At 40.2% G+C, this 21,713-nt stretch carries 14 protein-coding genes and 1 pseudogene; 7 read left to right on the forward strand and 8 right to left on the reverse strand.

What is annotated here, in order from left to right:
• Positions 1-204 precede the first annotated feature (204 nt).
• Both CQA40_RS01250 and CQA40_RS01255 read left to right on the forward strand, forming a co-directional pair.
• On the forward strand, positions 205-2,781 hold the full coding sequence (locus CQA40_RS01250; protein ID WP_115519181.1) for a dynamin family protein: 2,577 nt from the start codon (positions 205-207) through the stop codon (positions 2,779-2,781).
• A complete protein-coding gene (locus tag CQA40_RS01255) occupies positions 2,778-4,931 on the forward strand; it encodes a dynamin family protein (protein ID WP_115519182.1) in 2,154 nt (717 codons plus the stop codon). The genes CQA40_RS01250 and CQA40_RS01255 overlap by 4 nt, the downstream gene beginning before the upstream one ends.
• Positions 4,932-5,074: 143 nt before the next feature.
• Here CQA40_RS01255 and CQA40_RS01260 read toward each other — a convergent pair whose 3' ends face one another.
• The 6 genes from CQA40_RS01260 to speA all read right to left on the reverse strand — a co-directional run bounded on the left by CQA40_RS01260 (position 5,075) and on the right by speA (position 11,449).
• On the reverse strand, positions 5,075-6,262 hold the full coding sequence (locus tag CQA40_RS01260) for a M24 family metallopeptidase (RefSeq protein ID WP_115519183.1): 1,188 nt from the start codon (positions 6,260-6,262) through the stop codon (positions 5,075-5,077).
• A gap of 9 nt (positions 6,263-6,271) precedes the next feature.
• Entirely contained in the window at positions 6,272-6,769 is a 498-nt protein-coding gene (aroQ, locus tag CQA40_RS01265) for a type II 3-dehydroquinate dehydratase (protein ID WP_115519184.1), read from the reverse strand.
• 48 nt (positions 6,770-6,817) lie between these two features.
• A complete protein-coding gene (locus CQA40_RS01270; RefSeq protein WP_115519185.1) occupies positions 6,818-7,588 on the reverse strand; it encodes a disulfide bond formation protein B in 771 nt (256 codons plus the stop codon).
• A gap of 46 nt (positions 7,589-7,634) precedes the next feature.
• Positions 7,635-8,459 carry a thiol:disulfide interchange protein DsbA/DsbL gene (locus CQA40_RS01275; protein WP_220271885.1) on the reverse strand — a complete coding sequence of 275 codons (825 nt, stop codon included), beginning with the start codon at positions 8,457-8,459 and terminating at the stop codon, positions 7,635-7,637.
• Between the two features lie 114 nt (positions 8,460-8,573).
• Positions 8,574-9,434, reverse strand: a complete 861-nt coding sequence (cysE, locus tag CQA40_RS01280; RefSeq protein WP_115519218.1) for a serine O-acetyltransferase — start codon at positions 9,432-9,434, stop codon at positions 8,574-8,576.
• Positions 9,435-9,592: 158 nt separating this feature from the next.
• The gene (speA, locus tag CQA40_RS01285) at positions 9,593-11,449 is read right to left on the reverse strand and encodes an arginine decarboxylase (RefSeq protein ID WP_115519186.1); all 1,857 of its coding nucleotides are present in this window, start codon (positions 11,447-11,449) and stop codon (positions 9,593-9,595) included.
• Positions 11,450-11,867: 418 nt separating this feature from the next.
• Between speA and CQA40_RS01290 the strand changes: the two genes are divergently transcribed.
• From CQA40_RS01290 to aroC, 5 genes and pseudogenes are all read left to right on the forward strand, one after another.
• A complete protein-coding gene (locus CQA40_RS01290; protein WP_115519187.1) occupies positions 11,868-12,914 on the forward strand; it encodes a peptidyl-prolyl cis-trans isomerase in 1,047 nt (348 codons plus the stop codon).
• Positions 12,915-13,120: 206 nt separating this feature from the next.
• Entirely contained in the window at positions 13,121-14,332 is a 1,212-nt protein-coding gene (locus tag CQA40_RS01295) for a lipopolysaccharide assembly protein LapB (RefSeq protein WP_115519188.1), read from the forward strand.
• 56 nt (positions 14,333-14,388) lie between these two features.
• Complete coding sequence (rnhA, locus tag CQA40_RS01300) at positions 14,389-14,835, forward strand: ribonuclease HI (protein ID WP_115519189.1); 447 nt, start codon at positions 14,389-14,391, stop codon at positions 14,833-14,835.
• Positions 14,836-15,023: 188 nt separating this feature from the next.
• Positions 15,024-15,692 (forward strand): annotated as a pseudogene (rnc, locus tag CQA40_RS01305) (ribonuclease III); the annotation flags it as partial.
• A gap of 176 nt (positions 15,693-15,868) precedes the next feature.
• Positions 15,869-17,053: a chorismate synthase gene (gene aroC, locus CQA40_RS01310; protein WP_115519191.1), complete on the forward strand. Its 1,185-nt coding sequence runs from the start codon at positions 15,869-15,871 to the stop codon at positions 17,051-17,053.
• Positions 17,054-17,162: 109 nt separating this feature from the next.
• Here aroC and CQA40_RS01315 read toward each other — a convergent pair whose 3' ends face one another.
• Both CQA40_RS01315 and CQA40_RS01320 read right to left on the reverse strand, forming a co-directional pair.
• Positions 17,163-19,499, reverse strand: a complete 2,337-nt coding sequence (locus CQA40_RS01315) for a TonB-dependent receptor (RefSeq protein ID WP_181882783.1) — start codon at positions 19,497-19,499, stop codon at positions 17,163-17,165.
• Between the two features lie 523 nt (positions 19,500-20,022).
• Positions 20,023-21,690, reverse strand: coding sequence for a glutamate synthase subunit beta (locus CQA40_RS01320; protein ID WP_115519193.1), 1,668 nt, complete (start codon positions 21,688-21,690; stop codon positions 20,023-20,025).
• Between the last annotated feature and the right edge of the window lie 23 nt (positions 21,691-21,713).

Here is a 21,713-nt window from a genome sequence, read left to right on the forward strand (position 1 = left end):
TGCTGATTTGTGTAAAATATAACACGATAAAATCTTAAAAACTCTCTTTGCAAAGCGACACTTGACAAAACATTCCTAGAAAAGCTGCTCTTTTAAAATATCGCACAATTTTTGCAAAACAAATGCCTACACAAACTAAATATGCTACAATCACAAATTTTAGCGCAAAAGTAAGCAACGCATAGCAAAACAAAAAGGCTAGATATGCCACATAAGCAGCCCACACATTCTCATACACACTCTAATATTTCTGCTAGTATGCCCACAGATATTAGTCCATCTAGTAAGCAAAGCGAACAAAGAGAAAAATTATGGCAGGATTTTTGTGCTATTTTTTATCCAAGTGTCCAAAACAGCACAAGCTACAATGCAAAATCCATACAAATCCCGCAAAACACTCAAGAATTAGCCATTATCCTAAGTGCAAATACTGATAATTTTGATACATTTTGCCAAAGCAAGATTTTCATAAATCTTATGCAAAATTTTTGGCAAGAAGCGGATTTTAAGAGAGATTTTAAGCTAGATTTTGACACGCTACAAACCACCCAAAAGCACATTTTATTTGAGCTAAGTGCTGTGCGATTAGTGGCACTTGCTCCACATTTTTTGCGACTAAATAGCGCAAATCTTTTAAGCACTACCCACACTCGCGCACTTCTAACACTTTTTGAAAACTTTGCCAAAGAGCAAAACAACGCCACTAAAGAAGCGACACAAAGCCCAGCAAAAACACTAAATCTAAAAGCCCTGCAAAGTGAGCTAGATTCTCTCATAAAGCAGCTAAATACTATCGGTATTTCTAACCCCACCGCCCTATCTCAAATCCAACAAAAAAGTGCTAATCAATCATTTTCTATCGGTATCACAGGCGTGCTAAGTGCGGGTAAAAGCACCTTTCTAAACGCGCTTTTGGGTAGAGAGATTTTGGGCACTAGCACGATTCCAGAGACGGCAAATCTTAGTATTTTGCGCCCGATTTTTGAAAATGCGGACAAAAAAGAGGGAAATAGCACAAAAGATTTTGCGAGGGTTCATTTTTGGAGTAAGCAGGAGTGGGGAGGGTTTGAAAGTGATTTAAGCGATAAAAATATGAGCGAATTTGTAAAATCTACAAAAGAGGCTTTTGGCAATGAGCTAGAATCCCTTTTGGAGCAAGGAAGCAAAGATATAGATTTGGGGGAATTGCGTGATTATACTTCGGCAAATAGCTCTACAAAATATTGCAACCTCATCAAAAAAGTCGAGCTTTTTATCGCACTGCCATTTTTACAAAACAAACGCTTAGATACTGATTCTAGCAAATCTAGCAATGGCGTAGAGATAGTCGATACACCGGGACTAGATGACCCTATACGCGCTAGAGAAAAAATCACGCGAGAATTTATCACTCATTGTGATTTGCTTATACACATTATGAATGCGAGCTGTGCGGCTACTGAAGTGGATATGGATTTTATCTTGGAGTGCCTTTTGCGCTCAAATGTCGCTAGGCTTTTGGTTGTGCTAAGTAGGGCTGATTTGCTAAGCCCAAAAGAGCTAGAATCTAGCCTAGATTATACCCGCGCTTCGCTAGCAAAAGAGCTCACAAAAGCACGGTTTGATGGCGACATAGACGCGCTTTTATCTCGCATAGATTTTATCCCTATATCAAGCTACTTCGCACTAGGCTACACAAGCAACAACGCCCAAATCATAGCCCAAGCCAGCGCAAAAGGCTATGACAAAGAAAAAACAGGAATCCTAGCTGTCCAAGACTACCTAGATAACGCACTTTTAGGTGAAAATAGCCAAAAGCAACGAGATATTTTGTATCGTGCTTATAGGGCTGTGGGTGGGATTGTCAAAGAAGAGATTGAAAAAGTCGGTATAGAGCTAGCTTTAAGCTGTGCCTCAAAAGATGAACTAGAATCCGTCATAAAAGACACAAAAGCAAAGCAAGAAGCCATAATGCAGAGCTACGAAGCGCAAAAAGCCGAGTTTAGCACGCTTGGCAGTGAGCTAGAATCCTACCTAGAAGGACTACAAAAAATCATAACAACAAGTCTAAATATGCACAAAAACCGACTAAATAGCCTAGTGTATGATGATATGCTCTATGAAATCTCTCGTGGTAGCGTGCCAAAAAAAGAGCGCATAAGCCAGCTACTAGAAGTAAGTATCGATGATATAAGCGCGGATTTGCTTCGCGAATATCGCTACAAGAGTGCCCAAAAAATCGCTAGCCTAAAAGCAAGTATCCAAATGATAGATTTTATGAGTGCACAAACACTGCTTGTGGATTCTAAAAGTGGTGTAGATTCCGCGGATTCTACGATAAAATCTAGGGTAGAATCTAAGCAAAAGTCAAAATTTGATTCTAGCGATTTGTTTTCTTTAAATGCAAAAGAGCATTTATTTCATATCAAATCTGCTCTTATCTCTAGTGTCTATGCCGTGATTAGCTCTTATAAATCCGCTTCAAAATCTACTTTGGAAGTGGATTTTAGAAATGAGCTAGATAGTGCGCTTAAAAGTGGGTTTGCAAGTCTTGGTGATATTATTTTAGAAAACAATGTAGCGATAAAATCCGCATTTTTAAGCGAGTTTGAGGAGATTTTGGAAGCAAGTCTAAAGGCTACCAAAGCTAAAGTGGCTTTGATTGAAGAAACGATTGCCAAAAGCCTAGAAGCAATAAAAAACACCGACATAGAGAGCCTAAAATCAGCTTGCGCAAATAAAGATAAAGCCCTAAAAGACATTCAAAATGAATTAGAGATTATCATAAAGGCATTGCAATGAGTGAGATACAATCCCAAAATGCGCTAGATTCTTTGCTAGAATCATTTATCCAAGAATGCCTAAATATAAACGCAAACAATCCATTGCAGCAAGCTATAAATAGCACAAGATACGCGCTAAATCAAAGTCGATTTTTGCGTGGAGCTAGCACACAAAAAGATTTTACACAAGAAAAAATATTGCAAAATCTAGAGCTAGAGACGCGCTCAAAAGAGCAAATCTCTCATCTAAAAATCGCTATTGTGGGGCAATTCTCAAGTGGCAAAAGTAGCTTTATAAACGCACTTTTGGGTGGCGAGATTCTCCCTAGTGGTGTTACGCCTGTTACTGCGAAAGTATGTGAAATCTCTTATGGAGAGAATTTGGGCAGTGCCATAAGTCAAAATAATCCACAAGATACAAATCATTTGCAAAATGCTTCACAAAATATTTTGCAAAAATTATCGCAAAATCCACCTAAAAACTCATCTCAAAATTTACCTCAAAAATTGCTTCAAAATCTACTTATAGAAGTGCATTACAAAGATTCTAGCATAAAGCTAAAACCTCTAGCATATCTCCACCAAATCGATAGCATAGAAAACGCCACAATTTCGCACTTCAAGCTACAAGCCCCGATAGAACTACTAAAAAACATTACATTTTTAGACACCCCGGGGTTTAACTCCCAAAATCAAATCGACACGGATACGACCAATGCGATTTTGCGCGAAGTCGATGGTATCATTTGGCTTTCTCTTATCGATAATGTCGGTAAGCAAAGTGAAAAAGATATTTTGCAAGAACACCTAAAGCAATACTCTGCCAAAAGCCTATGTATTCTAAACCAAAAAGACAGACTAAAAGATGAGCAAGAAATTAGCACAAGTCTAGCCTATGCAAATAGCGCATTTAGTGGGTTTTTTGCCGAAATTATCCCTATTTCTGCAAAGCAAGCACTAGATTCTTACCAAAGCGATAGCTCAAAAAATAGTCCAAATGGTAGTCCAAAAAACACGCTTTGGGAAAGCTCAAATATCCAAGCTGTCCTAGATTTTATCCAAAAAGAGCTACGAACAAAAAGCACGCAGATAAAAACCAAAAAGATTTTGCGCTCGCTAAAATCTTTGCTAATAAGTGAGGCATTTAGGGTGCATAAAAGCCTGCGCTTAAGGCTATCGCTCACGCAATCCCTAAAAACAAAAGCAGCATTTGTGAGGTTTAATGCTAATCAAAGCGGGCTAAGTATGAAGTTTGACACGCTTTTCCCACAGCTAAATGCCAAACTTGATAGCCTCGCACAATACATTTTCAACGCCCAAGAAAGCCGACAAATACCATACCACACTACGCGCAAAAACGCACTAGGGCTAAAAAAATCAACCACACAAGAAAAAACTATCACAATGCTCCCAAAAGACACGCTAAAAAGTGAGCTGACAAAAAGTGAAAACACTTATCTGCGAGATTTGCGAAAAATAGGCTTTATGATAAGTGATTTTGGACAAGATTTTAGAGAGTTTCTCATCACACAAGAGCGTGAGTTTATCGCTATGCTAGAGGAGTGGAAATCTAGGCTTTGTGCTTATGAGGATATTTACCAAAACTTAGAGCAAAATGTAGTGCAAAATCTATCAAGCAACGCGCTAGATTCTACAAATCCTACAAATGCAAATTCTGCAAATTCTACACTCTCTACAAACTACGCAGAATCTGCAAAATCTATAAATTCACTACTAGATTCTTTTGTGAGGGAGTATGCACTACTGCAAGAGAGGGCACTTAGCAGGCTTGAAGTCGAGCTAGCTAGCCTAAAAAATATCCTAATCTTAGAGTATCAAAACACCATAGAACTTACTCTAGAAAGCCTTGATAACAAAATGACTTACGCGCTAAAAAAGCACCTAGAAAATCCAAGTGAGTTTGAGCCATTTCACTTAAGCCTAGAAAATGTGCGCGAATGCCTAAATCAGGGGCTACATTTTCTTGTATTTCAAGATAAGCTATTACTTACAAACGCGCTTTATAAAACCACGCTTTTTAGCCTAAGTGAAGCGATAAACGATTTTTATGAGCAAAAAGAAGTGATTTTGCAAACCCAAATACAGAGCCTAAAAGAATCCAAACTCCTACTACTTAGCCAAGCAAAATCACTAAAAAATATAGATTGAATCAATAATATTAAAGCAAAATCAGCACTAAAGCTACCGCACGATTTTGCGTTATATTTTTGTGATATTTGTTGATTTTAATCCCACAGATTTTTATGGCTTTTTTACGGACTTTTGAAAGATTTTAGATTTAAGCGCAAAAATCACAAAACTTCTGCCTTGCCACCTCGCACCACTATCAAATCCTCTATCCGCACGCCATAGTGCTGTGGGATATAGATTCCGGGCTCGATAGAAAACACCATATTATCCTCTATGATAGTCTCACTTCGCGTAGAGATGAAAGGCTGCTCGTGTATGTCAAGCCCTATGCCGTGTCCTGTGCTGTGTGAAAAATACTTGCCAAATCCAGCCTTTTGTATCACTTCTCGTGCGAGTGCGTCTATTTGCTTTCCGCTCATTCCTGCGCGTAAGTTTTTTATACAGTTTTCTTGTGCTTTTAGCACGGTGTCATAGATTTTTTGTAGCTCTTTGTTGGCAAATGTTTGTGATTTGTCAAAATGCGTGCCACGAGATTTTGCCTCGCTAGATTTTTGCTTGCCACCATTTTTGCACTCAAAGTCCCTACTATCAAAATCCTTGCGTGCAAAATCTTCGCACCCAAAGTTAATTCTAGTCGTGCGCGTCATATCTGAACAATATCGTTTATACTTGATTCCCGCGTCAAACAAAAGCAAATCTCCATTTTGCAGCTTTTTATCACTTGGCAGGGCGTGGGGCTTAGCGGCGTTTTGGTTTATCGCTAGTATAGGGCAGAAGCTCAAATCATGCTTCCCGCCGTTTTCTAGCACTACTTTGGCTATGGCAAAAAGCTCTTTTTCGCTTAAAGAGTGGCTATCATCTAAAAACACTTTTTGATACGCGCTATTTTTGTCGCTACATATTTCATCTATGATTTTGGCAAATCTTTTATAAGCCTCTTTGTTTAGTCGCTGGGATTCTTTAATGAGAGAGATTTCTTGCTCGCTTTTGCAGATTCGTAGCATTTGATGAAAGTTTGGAGTAGGTTTTAGCTCGATTTGGAGGGTGGATTTTAGCTTCTCAAACGCACTTACGCTAAGCTGCGTGCTATCAAAGCCAAGGGATTTTATGGCAGATTTTGAAAGAATGTTTATAGCAGATTCTAGCAGATTGTTACTTTGGACTAGCTCTACGCCACTAGATAGATTTTCGCTTGCTTCTGTGGTATAGCGCGCATCAGTGATAAATACGCGCTCATCTCCTAGACATAGCAAAATCGCATTATCACAGCTATACCCCACCTCAAAATACTGCGCACTTTCATCTTGGGTAATGAAGTGTGAGAATTTAGACCGTTTTTGGCTCGTCATAGATTTTGGCTAGTTATTTTGGTTTTGGGCATTTTTGGCTTGGGCTTCTTGACTTGCTTTGAAAGCCTCTAGTTCGCTTATTATCTGTCCAAGTGCTATAAGCCCGATATGATAGCCATACGCACCAAAGCCTGTTATCACACCTGCGCAAACTCCACCACTATAACTTACCTTGCGATAATCCTCTCTAGCAAAAATATTGCTGATATGCACCTCCACCACAGGCACACCACAAGACATTATCGCATCGGCTATGCCTATGGAAGTGTGCGCATAAGCAGCGGGATTGATAAGCACTCCGCTATATTCGCCACCTACGCATTCTTGAAGTTTGTCAATGATTTCGCCCTCAAAGTTGCTTTGGAAAAAGTCTAGCTCGAAGTTGTTTTGCTTGGCAAAAGAGCGCATATTTTCGTGGATTTGCTCTAGTGTAAGTGGTCCATAGATTCTAGGGTCTCGGTGTCCTAGTAGGTTTAGATTTGGTCCTTGCACGACAAGTATTTTCATTTTTTACTCCTTAAAGTTTTGTTTGAGCGATTTTTGCAAATTCAAAATTCAGCGGATTTTAGCATATTTTTGTGCCAAAGCGCAAAATCTAGCGCACAAAAATGGCACAACGCTACGAACATAGCACACAAAACCAACACTAAGCAAAATAAATCCAATGCCAAAAGCTAGCAAACAGCACTCTGCCATAGTGCCAAATTTCACACTTGGGAGCAGATACCACCCTTGCGAATATGCCTCAATAAAATACTCACGCAATGGGGCTAAAACCATATCGCTAGGTGGCAAAGCAAAGTCTTGCCCGCAATCTCCTGTGGGGGTAAAGACACTTGGTAGCCACTCATCTAAAGGCAAGCCAAAATCAAATCTAGGCTTCATAGAGCACCCCTGCAAACCAAAAATAACTTCTTCAATCGCTTCACTAGACTCCCCAAAATCACTAGAATCACTAAATGCACTTGAATTTAGCGCACGATGAACCTTTAGCAAAAAAGCACTATAAATAATCCCACGAATGCTTCCATAAAACGCCACCAAAAAGCCTAAAATCTTAGCCAAAGCCTTAACTATGAAAAACACACCATTTGCTAGATTTTGCTTTTTTTGGACTTGAAATCCAAATCCTAAAATCACCCCACCAAGTCCAAGAGTAACAAAAGCATAGCGGATATATACGCACTGCTCGCAAGGGCGCATAAACAAATAATTTTGGAAAAATAAATGTGAGATTCCAACCAAAGCAAAGCAGCAAAACGCGCAAGCCCACCAAAAATATGCTAGCTTTTGTGAAGTGAGCTGCTTTTGCGGATTTTGCGTCATTTTTGTGCTTTTATGTCGCTTGTGTTGTTTGTGTCGCTATATTTTGCTACTTTTTTAGAAGCTCATCTATTTTGTATTCCAAATCTTTTAGCGAAGCAATAGACTTGGTATAAATCAAATATTTACCATTCACCACAAATGCTGGCACACCCTGAATGATAGCAACTTCATAGCCTGCCTCCCAAGAGCGCAAAATCTCTTGCACGCCCTTTTCTTGCAATGCAGCATAGAACTCCTCTATCTTTACTCCTGCTGCATCTAGCCCTGTGTGCAAAAATGCTTGAAGGTTTTTGCCCTGCCCCCACCGCTCTTTTTTTATGTTATATTCGCTGAAGTAGGCTTTTTGCGCTTTGAGAAAAGCAGATTTGCTATCTTTGGTAGTGATATTTGACTTTTTGTCTTTATCTAGCAATACTGCAAAAACTTGGGAAGCCACCTTGCCATAATCCCCCATTTTTTCTAAATGATAGGGCTTAAACTCGACATTTTTTGGCAAAGACTCAATGACTTTAGGCAAGATTTTGGAATACCGATAGCAAAACGGACAAGCATAGCTAAAAATCTCTATCACGGAGTTTTGTGCATTTGGTAGTGGCTCTTTTAGCACGATAAAATCCCTACCCTCTTTTAGCTCGTATCGCTTAAAATCGCTTTTAGGATTTTGTGCTGTGCCTTGCGCTACACTTTGTGTGTAAGCTACACTAAGAGATAAAAGCCCTGCCAAAAGCGACACAACAGCTATTTTTGCTTTTATAGCACTTGCAAAATCATCTCTCACATTTTGCGCAAAAGACTTTATAAAAATCTTCATTTGGCTTTTTGGATTTTCTTGCATTTTTAGGTTTCCTTGTGTGAAATGATTCTTGCTCATTTTTGCTCCTTTGTTTGTTGGATTTTGTAGCTTTTGGCGTTTTTGCACTTTTAAAATACTTTAAATAATCCTCGTCCTTGTCAAAATTTATCGCAATAAAAATCCAAAATATTGCTAGTCTCTAAAAGCGGCGATATATTTTTCATATCTCTTCTCTAGTTTTTCGCGCATTTGTTGTAGCTCCTCTAGTGCTTCCTCGCAGTCTTTTCCTGCGAAGCTGTCGCCATTTTCTTTTTGCGCTTCGCGCAGTGCTTTTTCTTGCTCTAAGATTTCGATTCGCTCTAGCAGGTATAAAAACGCGCTTTTGCTGACATCGGGTAGTTTTGTTCGTGTATCGTTATTTTGCTCCAAAATCTCACCAAAATCTGTGCTAGGTTTTGCTTTGTGTTGCGCTTCATCTGTGAAGCTATCACTCGCCCCCTCATCTGCCTTGCTCTGTGGTGTCAAAATCCTAGCAGGTATCCCCACCGCTGTGCATCCCTTTGGCACATCTTTTACCACGACAGAATTTGCCCCGATTTTGGCGTTTGCCCCTATGGTTATATCGCCTAGCACTTTTGCGCCTGTTCCTACTACTACGCCTGATTCTAGCGTGGGGTGTCGCTTGGTGCGCTTTAGGCTTACTCCTCCTAAGCTTACCCCTTGATAAATCGTTACTTCATCGCCAATGATAGCAGTCTCGCCTATGACTACGCCTATGCCGTGGTCGATAAACACTCTCCTGCCGATATGAGCGGCGGGGTGAATGTCAATATTTGTAAGGAATTGAGCAAAGCCCATAATGATACGCGCTAAAATCTTCCAATCTCTTGTGTGGAGGAAATGCGCAAATCGATAGTGAAACAATGCCACAACACCCGGGTAATTAAAAAACAATTCGATAGGGTTCTTTAGCGCGGGGTCTTTGATTTCGGGTGTGGCAAAATCCTCTCTAATGATTTCCCAAAATCCTGCTTGGAGGGGAGAGGGCGTCATCTCTTCGCTTTGTGGATTTTGTGCATCTTGCGCGTTTTGCTTGTCCTGCGCGTCTTGTGCATTTGACATATCTTTAGTGTTTGAGTGGTTTTGGTGGCTTTTTTTGTGTGGCATTTTATTCCTTAGGTAGAGGAGCTTTTCTTTTGCTAGTGCTTGCTTTATTCATCATTTTCATCGGTATTTTTGATAGTTCGCAAGTAGCCATTTTCACTTAGCATCACATATAGCTGCCCTAGCACTTCTTTTTTGTCCTCATCACTGATTTTTGCCTCATCAATTCTCTGCTTTAGTATCCGCTCAATTTCTTTGGTGTCATAGTCCAAATCATCAAGCACATCAAGCACATTTTGGGCTTCAAGTAGATTTTGGATTTCATAGCCTTTGTTTAAATCCTCATCAAACACCACGCTAAACTCTGTGGGGTGGGTGAAAAGATTGTGCCGCATTCCTAGCACTTCTTGATAAGCACCCACAAGGAAAAATCCCAAAAAATACTCCTCACGCGTTACATCGACATCGTGCAGATAAAGTGGCTTTTTTGCGTCAAAAGCGATTTCTCCATCGCTATCGCAAGTAATATCCCATAGGCTAGCACCACGAGTAGGACGGCGATTTAGCCTATCTAGTGGCATTACAGGGAAATTTTGCCCAAGCCCCCAATAATCAGGCAAACTCTGGAAAAAACTACAATTTAGCAAATAACGCTCTTGGACTTGCTCTTGGATTCTAATGATTTCATTGTGATTTTTGTGCTTTAGGAGTTTGATGACTTTTTTGATGATTAGATGAACTAGAACTTCCGTGTTTGAGCGGTCTGTCAAATCGATATACCCCAAGTCAAAAAGTGTAAGTAGCGACTCCATATGGTCAAAGCTATCGTGGAGATATTCTATGGCATTTTTCTCGCTCATACTTCGGTATAAGTCTAGCATTTCAGCGATAAGTGGTGGGTTTTTTTCTTTTAGTCTTAGGGCTTTCTCATCATACTCTTGGCTAAATAGCTCTAGCACGGGCGCGACTAGCACGGCGTGATTTGCGCTGACAAATCGCCCTGATTCTATGAAAATATCGGGCTCTTTTTCTTGCTTGTTTTTGACAATCTCTTTTAGCGAAAACACGACATCTCCGCTAAATTCGCTTAGTGTGTAGTTGCGATTGTTTGCGCCATCGTGCTGGGTGTATTCTACGGCTAGCCCACCACCGATATTTACGCAAGTGAGGTTTTTTGCCCCCATCTTTCGTAGCTCCGCATAGATATTTCCCACCTCTCTTATGGCTTTTTTTAGTGGAGAAATATCGCTTATTTGGCTACCTATATGGAAGTGAATCATACTAAATTGGGTTAAAAGATTTGATTGCTCAAGTAGTTTGATTGCTTCTAGCAACTCCGTAGAAGTAAGTCCAAACTTCGCATTTATCCCGCCTGATTTGCCCCACACGCCTGTGCCTGTGCTATGCAAGCGGATTCTAAGCCCTATATTTGGATATGGCTCGCCCATTTCTCTTGCCACCTCGATTATGGAGTTTAGCTCATTTAGCCCCTCAATAGTAAGCGTGATATTGTGCCCCATCTTAGCAGCGATAAACCCTAGCGAAGTCATCTCCTTGTCTTTGAAGCCATTTACCGTGATAGGACAATCCTCGTTTGTATAAGCCATAGCGATGATAAGCTCGGACTTTGAGCCAGCCTCTAGCCCATAGCACCTACCTTGTGCACAATCTACAAGAGGTAGGATAAAGTTTGGCATTTGATTGACTTTGAGAGGAAAAACTGCTTTAAACTTGCCCTTGTAAGAATACTCTTTTATTGCGTTTTTAAACGCGCCAAAAAGCTCTCTTATCTGCTTGTCTATGAGATGTGGGAATCGCACTAGCAAAGGACCTTTATATCCTTGTGCGCGCACTTCTTGGACTATCTCTAAAAGCGATGGCTTGCTTTGATGATTTACTTTGACAAGTCCATCTTCGATGATAAAATCATCATTTGACCAAAATTTTATCCCATAATCAACCACAAAAACTCCTTAAACTCACTTGTGATAGAATCTATAACATAAATCTATGTCTTGGCTTATCAAAGCAATAGTAGCATTTGTAGCCACAAATCCCGCATTATAGCACAAAATGTTTTATATATTTTTCTAGATTTTGCTTGTTTTTGCGATAGATTTGCGTGAGATTTGGCTACTTTGTCGCATAGTATTTGGTGTGTTTTTGTGTTTGTCCTTGTTTGTGATTGTTCTTGCTAATTGCGAAATGTAAAAATAGCAAAATCTGTATTGTGTTTGCATAAAACCTCTAGTTGTTAAGAAAATGCCTGCATTAAATAATATGTGCTAGAATGCCAAGATTTAGAGCATTTAGAATTTTATGAGGTTTTAGAAATGCAAAAAATCTAAAAATCCAAATCAAAAATCACAAGTAAGGAAAAATATGCAAAATCTAGCAAATACATTGCGTTCATTGCGCAGTTTTTGCGCTACATTTTTTTGTGTCGCCCTAGTGAGTGCTACTTCAAGCACGGCTATACTAGCAAAAAGTAGCAAGAAAATATCACAAGAAACAAAAACCACCACAGAAACAAACACAAATGACACAGCGAGAAACACTGATGAATCTAATGAGTCCTCCACAACCACACAAAGCACACAAGACGCCCCCGCAAAAGAGTCCAAAAATCCAAAAAACATAGCCCCCAAAAACATAGTCGGTGGGGTTGCCATAAAGGTAAATGGCGACCCTATCACTATCTATGAAATAAAAAATATCCAAAAACAACGACATTTTGACAAATCTCAAGCCATAGAATTTCTAATCGCACAGAGGCTAAAAACCCAAGAAATTGAGCGATTAAAAATCAATATCGATGATGAAAGGCTTGATAGAGAAATCGAAAATATCGCCTCCCAAAACCAAATGAATACGCAACAATTTATGCTAGCACTCAAAAGAGAGGGAATCGAGTATGACTTATACAGAGATGAGCTAAAAGACCAAATAGAGACTAGGGAGCTTATGAGAAATGTGCTGCTCTCTGCAGAGACTTCAAGCGAAGATGAAATCCACAAATATTACAATGAACACAAAAGTGAGTTTAACACCCCCAAAGAAGTCGAAGTCGCTCGCTACAGTGCCAAAAATCCAAAACTCCTAGAACGCACCATAGCCAATCCAAACACAACCATAAGTGGAGTAGAAAAAACTCAAGAAAAGCTAGAGCTAAGTGCGCTAAACCCACAAATAGCGCAGCTTTTTTCTTCACTAAAAGAGGGGAGGTTTAGCCAGATTTTGGACGCAGGTGGGGGCAACTATGTAACTTTCCGCGTAGTCAAAAAGTATGGGCAAACGCTTATGAGCTTTGAAGAAGCAAGGCAATATATTGCCCAAAAGCTATCCCAAAACAGCCAAGAAAAAGTGCTAAGTGAGTATTTTGAAAAAATCAAGCAAAAAGCCCATATCCAAACCTTGCGAGAACCGTAAGCAAAGTGTTTTTAGAAAACCATAGGCAAAACAAATCAAAACATAAGCCACAAAGCTTACAAATCACATTTCTAAAGCGTAAAAATAAAGACAAAAGCAAACAAACATAAAAACATAAAATCACACAAAAAAGGGCATAATTTCAAAAAGTTTTTAGGTGCGATTTTTGCAAATCCTTACAAAGTGCGATTAACAAAGGCATATAAATGTTTGAGCAAGTAATGTATTTTTACCACGACCCGCTTTTTGGGGCGAGTATTTTGCTAGGCATTGTGGCGATTCTTATTTTTGCTGATTGGAGTAGAAACAAATACAAAGCAAAAAAGAAAGAAATGGCGTTGCAAGATTTTGCAAAATCTTATAGCGAGGGCTCGCTAAGCGATGAAATAATAGACTTTCTCTCCATATCCAAAAACCCCACTCCATCACTTATGCTACTTGCCAAAACATACGCACTTGCGGGCGATAGAGGCTATGCCATAAAAATCTATCTAGGGATTTTAGAAAAAACAACAAACACGCAAGAAAAACTCATTATCTTAGAATCTCTGGGAATCACTTATTTTGAAGCAGGATTTTTGCAAAGGGCGAAAGAAATCTTTTTGGAAATCATAAAAGCATATCCTAGAAATAGACAGGTCTTGGACTACCTTATGCGCGTGTATGAAAATATGGGTGAGTATGAAGAAGCACTAGACGCGCTAGAATCCATAGAGGAGCTAAGTGTGCCCAAGCAACGCGCTAGTATTGAGCAAATGCGCTCATATCTGCACTTTATGGTATTAAAAAATAGCAACTTTTTATCTCTAGAAAAAAAGCGCAAAGAGATTGTCTCGCTTATGCGCTATTGCGGCAAAATCAATCGCTTAGCCCTAGAATACCTAAGCGTGTATGATAGAGAGGCTTTTTGGGTAGAAGTGCTAGCACTAGACGCGCAATCAAGCATAGAGCACAGCTTGCACTCAAATCCTGCTCTAATAAAAAACGAACAAAATCACATTGATTCTAATGAAGCGGTTTTGCAGGTTTTGGATATTTTGTGGCGATTTACTAGAGAGGAAATCCCATTTGAGAAGCTAAAAAATCACAAAAGTATAATGGATATTTTTCGCTCAAAAGGCTATGTCAAAGACAACCAAGAATGCGAGGTGTTTGAGCTAGAAGCATTGCGTATTTTGCAAGCGCATTCTACGCAAAGAGGCGAGCTTACATTTGAATACCGCTGCAATCAATGCAAAAATATCTTTCCGTTTGACTCATATCGCTGCGCAGTGTGTGCAAACATCGGGCAAATGGATTTGGTATTTAGAGTAGTAGAATCTAAGCAATCACAATTTGCCTCTAGCATAGATTCTACGCAAAATAGTGCGTTTATAAATAGTGCAAAGCAATTTGCTAGCAATTTTTCTACGACATAGATTTACGCGCTTTGGCAATGGCTTTAACTACGACAAAACCCCACAAAGAAGCACAAATGCAAAAAACTATACAAATTCACACTGATGGTTCTTGCCTTAGCAATCCGGGGGCTGGGGGGTATTGCGGAATCTTGCTATATAAAGGCGTAGAAAAAATCATCAAAGGCGCACACCCCCTCACTACAAACAATCGTATGGAGCTAACTGCCGTGATAGAATCCCTAAAAGCCCTAAAAGAACCTTGCAATGTGGAGCTTTTTAGCGATTCTAAATATGTGTGTGAGAGTATAAACAAATGGCTTCCAAATTGGATAGAAAAAGATTTTGCCAAAGTCAAAAATGAGGAGTTGTGGAGGGAATATCTGCGTGTGGCACAGGGACATAGGATTGAAGCGATTTGGGTGAAAGGGCATAATGGGGATATGATGAATGAAAAATGTGATAAAATAGCGCGTGAGGAAGCACAGAGAGAATCCCAAAAACAAACCCAAAAAGGAATCTAAAATCCACAAAATAAGGCACAAAATCTTAAAAAAGGAATGAAAAAACTAGCGATAAAGACAAACTAACCCAAAAATACGCAAAGCAAAAATATACAAAGAACATAAGCACTAAAAATACTTAAAACTAAGCTAAAATCTTAAAAACACTTTACTAAAATCACTTCAAACCTCCAAAATTAAGGAAAAAAATGTCTAACTTCACTCGCCTAGAATCCGCACTTGGCTATCATTTCACAAACCAAAAACTACTCCAAGAAGCCCTAACCCACAAAAGCTGTGCTAGCACAAAAAATAATGAGAGGTTAGAATTTCTAGGTGATGCGGTGCTTGATTTGCTAGTGGGGGAATATTTGTTTAAAAAATTTGCACATTTTGATGAGGGAAGACTCTCAAAAATGCGTGCTAGCCTTGTGAATGAAAAAAGTTTCGCTTCATTTGCACGGGATTTGGGGGTGGCAGATTTTCTCGTGCTATCTATGAGCGAGGAGCAAAACTATGGACGGCAAAAAGATTCTTTGCTTTCAAACGCATTTGAAGCGATTATGGGAGCTATGTATCTAGAAGCGGGGATTGATAAGGTGCGTGAGATTTTGGGTAAGATAATAGAAAAATTTTATCCAAATATGCGCTTTGAAAATCTACTCACAGATTATAAAACCGCTTTGCAAGAGCTAACCCAAGAGCGATTTGGTGTGCTTCCTAGCTATGAGTTATTAGCGCAGAGGGGACCTGACCACAAAAAGGAGTTTTTTATCCAAGTTTGCATACACGATGCTATCTATGCAAAAGCAAGTGGCAACTCCAAAAAAAGCGCACAACAAGCCTGCGCAAAACTCGCTTATGAAGAGCTAATCAAAGAATCCACTTCGCAAAAATGTTTGCAAAAAGACACGCAAAAAAATCCACAAAATCAAAAAGAATCCAAAAAAGATTCTAAGCAAAAAAACAAGCACAATGAAAAAGAATCATACATAAAAGACAAAAAACACAAAAAGCCAAAATCTGCCAAAAAATCTCAAAAAAAGGCACAAAAATGAATACCTTTGGCAACTCCCTAAGGCTCACTACTTTTGGCGAATCTCACGGCACGCACATTGGCTGTGTGATAGATGGATTCCCAGCGGGCGTGAGGGTGGATATGGAGCTACTTGCAGATGAGCTATCCCGCAGGCAAGGGGGCAAAAACGCCTTTGGCACACCTAGAAAAGAAGCAGATACTCCACAAATATTAAGTGGTGTATTTGAGGGAGTAAGCACAGGCGCACCTATCGCACTGCTATTTGAAAATGGCAATGTCAAATCCAAAGATTACAGCGAGGTAGCAAGTGTGTTTCGCCCATCTCACGCGGATTTTACATATCAGTGCAAGTATGGGATTAGAGACTATCGTGGTGGTGGGAGAAGCTCGGCAAGAGAGAGTGTAGCACGCGTAGCAGGAGGGGCGTTTGCCAAAATGCTTTTGAGAGAATTTGGCATATCAACACAAAGCGGAATACTAAGTATAGGAGAGTGCAAGGGAGAAAAGCTAGATTTTGAGTATGCTTGTGATAGCGATATTTTCGCCCTTGATAAAGACAAAGAGGAGGAGCAAAAAGGTATCATTTTGCAAGCGCGAAAAGAGGGGGATAGTGTCGGTGGGTGCGCACTTATAAAGGCTTTTGGAAATAGAGAAGTTTTGCGTGGGCTAGGAGAGCCACTATATGATAAGCTAGATAGTGCCATAGGTAGTGCTATGCTTGGGCTAAATGGTGTCAAAGCCGTAGAAATAGGGTGTGGGATAGAATCTAGTCAAAAAAAAGGCAGTCAAAATAACGATGAAATGAAGCTAGAACATAGCGTGGATTGCGCTAATAATGCAGATAGGGATTCTTATGCGGATTCTAGCTTTGGGGCAAAATCTCCACTAAGCCAAATAAGATTTGCTAGCAATCATAGTGGCGGGATTTTGGGTGGTATAGCAAATGGAGAGGATATAATCGTGCGCGTGCATTTTAAGCCAACTCCTAGTATTTTTCTCCCACAAAGCACGGTGAAAATAGAGAGCGCAAAATCTCATATAGAGCCTTATAAGCTAGAGCTAAAAGGTAGGCACGACCCTTGTATCGCCGTGCGCGGAAGTGTGGTGTGTGAGAGTATGCTAGCTTTTATCCTAGCTGATATGCTTTTGGCAAACACTCACGCAACCCTAAAAAATCTGCAAAAAATCTATTTGGATTAGGCATATTTGGATTAGGCAAGAGTAAAACTATATGGAAATCTAAGATTTTATAAAATAGCTAGAAATTTTCACACAAATCCACTCAACCAAAAAGCCAACTAAGAAAAACCTAAAAACTATACCGCATATCTATGAAGTAGCTTCTACCCGCACCTGCTAGATATGTCCCGCCTGTGAGATTCCCGCTAGTAGAGCTTATGCTTGTGTTTTGATATGCGATATAAAATGTGTCAAATACATTCCTAACCCCCGCAGATAGCACAAATGTGTGAGAATCTTTGTAAGTGTAGTTTATGCCAATATCACTTAGGATATAGCCTCTGTCTTTGTTGATTTTGATTTGGTTGAAATCGACTTGATTGCCCTGCCAAGAGTTGTTTATCCACACATTTAGCTTGTTGTTGCCTATTTGTAGCACCCTTATATCTGCCAAAAGCGTAGCCTTAAAGAGTGGCGCATAAGGGATTGGCTTCCCCTCCATAAACGCCCCCGTAGAAGTGCGCCTAGTGCTTACACTCTCCCGCCCCTTTAGGACATTTGTATAGAGGTATGACACACTCTCACTTAGATTTAGAATATCGCCAAACAAAGAATGCTTGCCACTTAGCTCCACACCTAGTCGCTGCGTCTGCCCTATGTTGAAATACTCCGTAGTAAAGCCATTTAGCCGATGACGAATTTCATTTAGCGTGTGGGTATAAAAGATACTTGCACTAAAAGATGAAGTCCTAAAATAATCCCTTACTCCAATCTCGCCTGTGAAATACTGCTCGGGCTTTATATCGCTTGGGACTTTTGGGGCGACACCTGTGCTGGTGGTGTCATAGTTTGGGTCAGAGCTTATGACTTGTCGCACGCTAGGGCTTATGTAGCCTAGCTCGCCTTTTAGATATACCACACCAGAATCGCCATAATGAAACGCGGGCGTTATCTCGGCTGCGTATCCCCACTGTGGTTTTGAAGTGTTTATGGGGAAGTAGCTATTGTAGCTACCAAAACTCATACCCGTATGCCCTCTAATCATAAAGTATGAAAAATCCCCTCTACCACCAAGACTTAAAGAAAACCACTCCGCAAACTTCATCGTATCCAAAAAATATGCTGATAGGGAGTATTTTTGTCCTTTGTTGCGGACATTTGTAGAGCGAGATTTGGCTAGATTGTCGCTTAGCTTGATTTGATTATCTAGCCCTAGCATAATGGTATTTTTGGGGATTTTGTGCTTTATTTTTAGGTTTAGCCCTGCGCTTTGATTATCAAAGGTGTTGAGCGTATCACCTCCTAGCTCTTGGCTAGGAAAAAGAAAGTTGCTAAACTGATAAAACAAAAGCGCGTCAAATGCGAGGTTCTCACTAGATTTTGCATTGTAGTTAAGCGAGGTTTGGACAAAGTCTTGGGTAACTTCGCCACTGCTGTTTTCACTCCCACCATTTGCGTTTGCTGGCGAAGTGTATCGCTCTGCTTTTAGGGAATCATAATCACGCAACACCGCATTAGTGCAGATATTACTCCCATTGCTTATGCAGTTTATCCTGCTGTGATAGCCTGCGAAATATCGCCACATTTTTGAATAGCTTATGTTGAAATCAAGTTTTTGATTGGGAGTGATTTGATAGATTGTTTGAAGTGCGGTGTAGAGATTGTGGGTGTATTCTTTGGGGCGTGTGCCGCTTTGGTAGTCATAGCTTGCGCTAGCAGAGAGAAATAGCTTTTTGCCAAGTGCTTTGCCACCATCTACGCTTACGCCACCACCTAGAGAACTCCTACCCTCATAAGCCAAACCACGAAGTGAAAATCTAGCAAAATCCTTGCTTGGCTTTTTGGTAACGATATTTACCACGCCACCGCGTGTGCCTCCGCCATAGATGACAGAGCCACCACCGGGGATAATCTCTATGGATTCTATCGATTCTATGGGTATGTGATTAAACGGAGCGGTGCTTGTATTTCCGTGTGCGCTACTTGGATTGCCGACATCTTGGAGATTGATAGGGACACGATTTACTAGGACTTTTACAGCGCGTGAAGCATCTAATCCCTGCCCTCGAATGTCGATATTTTTTGTGCCTTGTGGTCCTGCTATGAAGCTTAAAAAAGCTTGCTTTTCTAGTGCGTCTTCAAGATTTGTATAGCCCTTGTCTTGCAAATCCTCCTTGTCTATAATAATGATATTTTTGACTTCTTCTTTTAGCGGCAAATCAAACCCCGTAGTCGCACTAACTGTTACTTTGCCCAAATCTTTTGCTTGCAATTCTTGTTTTTCTTGTGTGTTGTTTGGTTGAGTGTCATTTGTCTCATTTGTCGTATCTGTGTTGTTCTCATTTTGGTTTGTGATAGAATCTGTGCTTTGTGTGGCAAAGATAAAGGTTAATTGCGTGTTTATCGCAAATATCACAAAAGCAAGAGGGCAAAGTAGGCGTTTTATGTTTGTGGCACTCTTTTTCATTTTTATTCCTTTATGAGAATCATACTTACACATAAAATAAAAAAACGCCCGCATTATAATACAAAAAAATAAAAATAAAATAAAAAAGCGAGTAATTCTTATAAATGTCTTAAAATGAATATCTTAATGAGAAAATCTTATTTCTTATCGCGCTTTTATAGTTATCTGTAAAAGCGTGTGCAAGTGAAAGTGCTTTGGTAAAATGTGTTTTGTGTGAAGTGTGTTTGCAAAAATGATTTTGCAAACACTATGTGTAAGTTTCTTATGTGTGTTTATTGGGGGTTAGATTTTAAGCGCGTTGCAAACACATTTTGGGAAGTAAAATGCTTTTTGTAGGTTTTGGCAGTTTTAGAAGTTTGATTTGTGGCGAGGTTAGAAAAATCTTTTAGAAAAATCTTTTAGAATCTTTGAAAAACTTTTTTGCGCTTTTATTGTTGCTTGATAAAATGCCTTGATAAGTTGCTTAGAGGTTTTGTGATTGCTTAAGAAAATCACAAAACCAAAAGCGCGTAAAAATGCCAAGCTACTTATTTAGTGCGCTATGCACGGCTTTGGCACAGCAAATCCCATCAGCGATAGCCCACACAACGAGGCTTTGCCCTATGCGTGAATCCCCACAAGCATAGACTTTATCCCTGCTTGTGCGAAAAAGATTTGCGCTAGATTTTGCGATGCCACTTGTAAAATCACTTGTAGAAAAATCTGTGGTTTCTTTCTCCAAAGAAGTGGCTAAAGACTTGCTTGGGCTAGAAAATCCTGCACTATTGCCACATTTTGTAGCTACATTGCCGTTGCTATCAAACTCCACTCCAAACGCGCTTTTTAGGACTTCTTCACTCCCGCTAAACCCCATAGCAAGTAGCACCAAATCTGCTTTGTATTCTTTCTCACTTCCGCTTACTTCAGAGCGAACTCTTTTTTCGCCCTCTTGTTTCCACTCCAAATCCACTGCGACTACACCGCTTACCTGTCCGTTTTTGGCGATAAATTTTTTGGTTAGCTTTTGATACTCACGCACATCTTTTCCAAAATGCTCTATTGCCTCTTCTAGCCCATAGTCTGTGTAAAAAGTCTGCTTTTTTAGTGGCCAAGGATTTGATTTTGCGCGGTTTTGCTCTCGCTTAGGGCTTCGCTCAAAGCGCGTGATAGAGCTAGCTCCTTGACGAAGTGCCACCGCTACACAATCCACACTTGTATCGCCACTGCCGATGATAAGCACGCGCTTATCTTTTGCTATGTCGCCACCTTTTTTTGCACACTCTTTTTTGGCTGAAGTCGCGCTTTGGAGGAGTTTTTTTGTATTATCACGCAAAAAATCCATAGCAAACATTACCCCCTTGCTATCCCTACCCTCGATTTGCAAATCAATAGGCTTGCTAGCACCTGTGGCTAGCACTACTGCGTCATATTGGGCTAAAATCTTATCTGCTTTTGATTTGGTGTTTATATCCTCATTTACGCGAAATTCTATGCCACTTTTTTGCATTATCTCTACGCGTCTTTGCACGATAGATTTATCTAGTTTCATATCAGGGATTCCATACATTAGTAGTCCGCCTATTTTGTCGCTTCGCTCATAGACTACCACACTATGCCCTAGCTCATTTAGACTATTAGCACAAGCTAATCCTGCAGGACCAGAGCCGATGATAGCGACTTTTTTGCCACTTTTGACTTTGGGACTAAATGGCTTTACAAGTCCATTTTCAAAGGCATTTTCAATGATATTTAGCTCTGTGTTTTTGATTGCCACAGATTCGCCATTTATCGCACATACACAAGAATCCTCGCAAGGTGCTGGGCATACACGCCCTGTAAATTCAGGGAATGGATTGGTAAGGCTTAATCGATGATATGCCTGCTCCCAATGGGAACGATATACTAAGTCATTCCACTCGGGGATAAGGTTGTGAAGTGGGCAGCCTATCTCGCCTCCGCTTACTCGCCACGACTGCGAAGTGCAAGTGGGGAGATTTTGCCTAGCGACTTCGCTATAAGGCTTTTGGGCGGGGGCATTTATCCCTGTGTGGCAAAACGCCACACCACAATCCATACACCGCCCTGCTTGTCTCTGCTGCTCCTCTATGGGCAATGGTGTATAAAACTCCCTATAATGTTTGATTCTCTCTTTTGGGCTTTGTGCCTGTGGTTTTTGCTTGCTAAACTCAATAAATCCGCGTGGGTTACCCATTTTTTACTCCTTATTGGCTTTTG

Origin of the sequence: Helicobacter sp. MIT 01-3238 (assembly GCF_003364135.1) — a bacterium.
In the GTDB taxonomy this organism is placed as follows: domain Bacteria; phylum Campylobacterota; class Campylobacteria; order Campylobacterales; family Helicobacteraceae; genus Helicobacter_B.

Coding starts and splice junctions, on each gene's coding strand:
- CQA40_RS01250 (WP_115519181.1), top strand. CDS start 205: ATGCCACATAAGCAGCCCACACATTCTCATACACACTCTAATATTTCT.
- CQA40_RS01255 (WP_115519182.1), top strand. CDS start 2,778: ATGAGTGAGATACAATCCCAAAATGCGCTAGATTCTTTGCTAGAATCA.
- CQA40_RS01260 (WP_115519183.1), bottom strand. CDS start 6,262: ATGACGAGCCAAAAACGGTCTAAATTCTCACACTTCATTACCCAAGAT.
- aroQ (WP_115519184.1), bottom strand. CDS start 6,769: ATGAAAATACTTGTCGTGCAAGGACCAAATCTAAACCTACTAGGACAC.
- CQA40_RS01270 (WP_115519185.1), bottom strand. CDS start 7,588: ATGACGCAAAATCCGCAAAAGCAGCTCACTTCACAAAAGCTAGCATAT.
- CQA40_RS01275 (WP_220271885.1), bottom strand. CDS start 8,459: ATGAGCAAGAATCATTTCACACAAGGAAACCTAAAAATGCAAGAAAAT.
- cysE (WP_115519218.1), bottom strand. CDS start 9,434: ATGACGCCCTCTCCCCTCCAAGCAGGATTTTGGGAAATCATTAGAGAG.
- CQA40_RS01290 (WP_115519187.1), top strand. CDS start 11,868: ATGCAAAATCTAGCAAATACATTGCGTTCATTGCGCAGTTTTTGCGCT.
- CQA40_RS01295 (WP_115519188.1), top strand. CDS start 13,121: ATGTTTGAGCAAGTAATGTATTTTTACCACGACCCGCTTTTTGGGGCG.
- rnhA (WP_115519189.1), top strand. CDS start 14,389: ATGCAAAAAACTATACAAATTCACACTGATGGTTCTTGCCTTAGCAAT.
- aroC (WP_115519191.1), top strand. CDS start 15,869: ATGAATACCTTTGGCAACTCCCTAAGGCTCACTACTTTTGGCGAATCT.
- CQA40_RS01315 (WP_181882783.1), bottom strand. CDS start 19,499: ATGAAAAAGAGTGCCACAAACATAAAACGCCTACTTTGCCCTCTTGCT.
- CQA40_RS01320 (WP_115519193.1), bottom strand. CDS start 21,690: ATGGGTAACCCACGCGGATTTATTGAGTTTAGCAAGCAAAAACCACAG.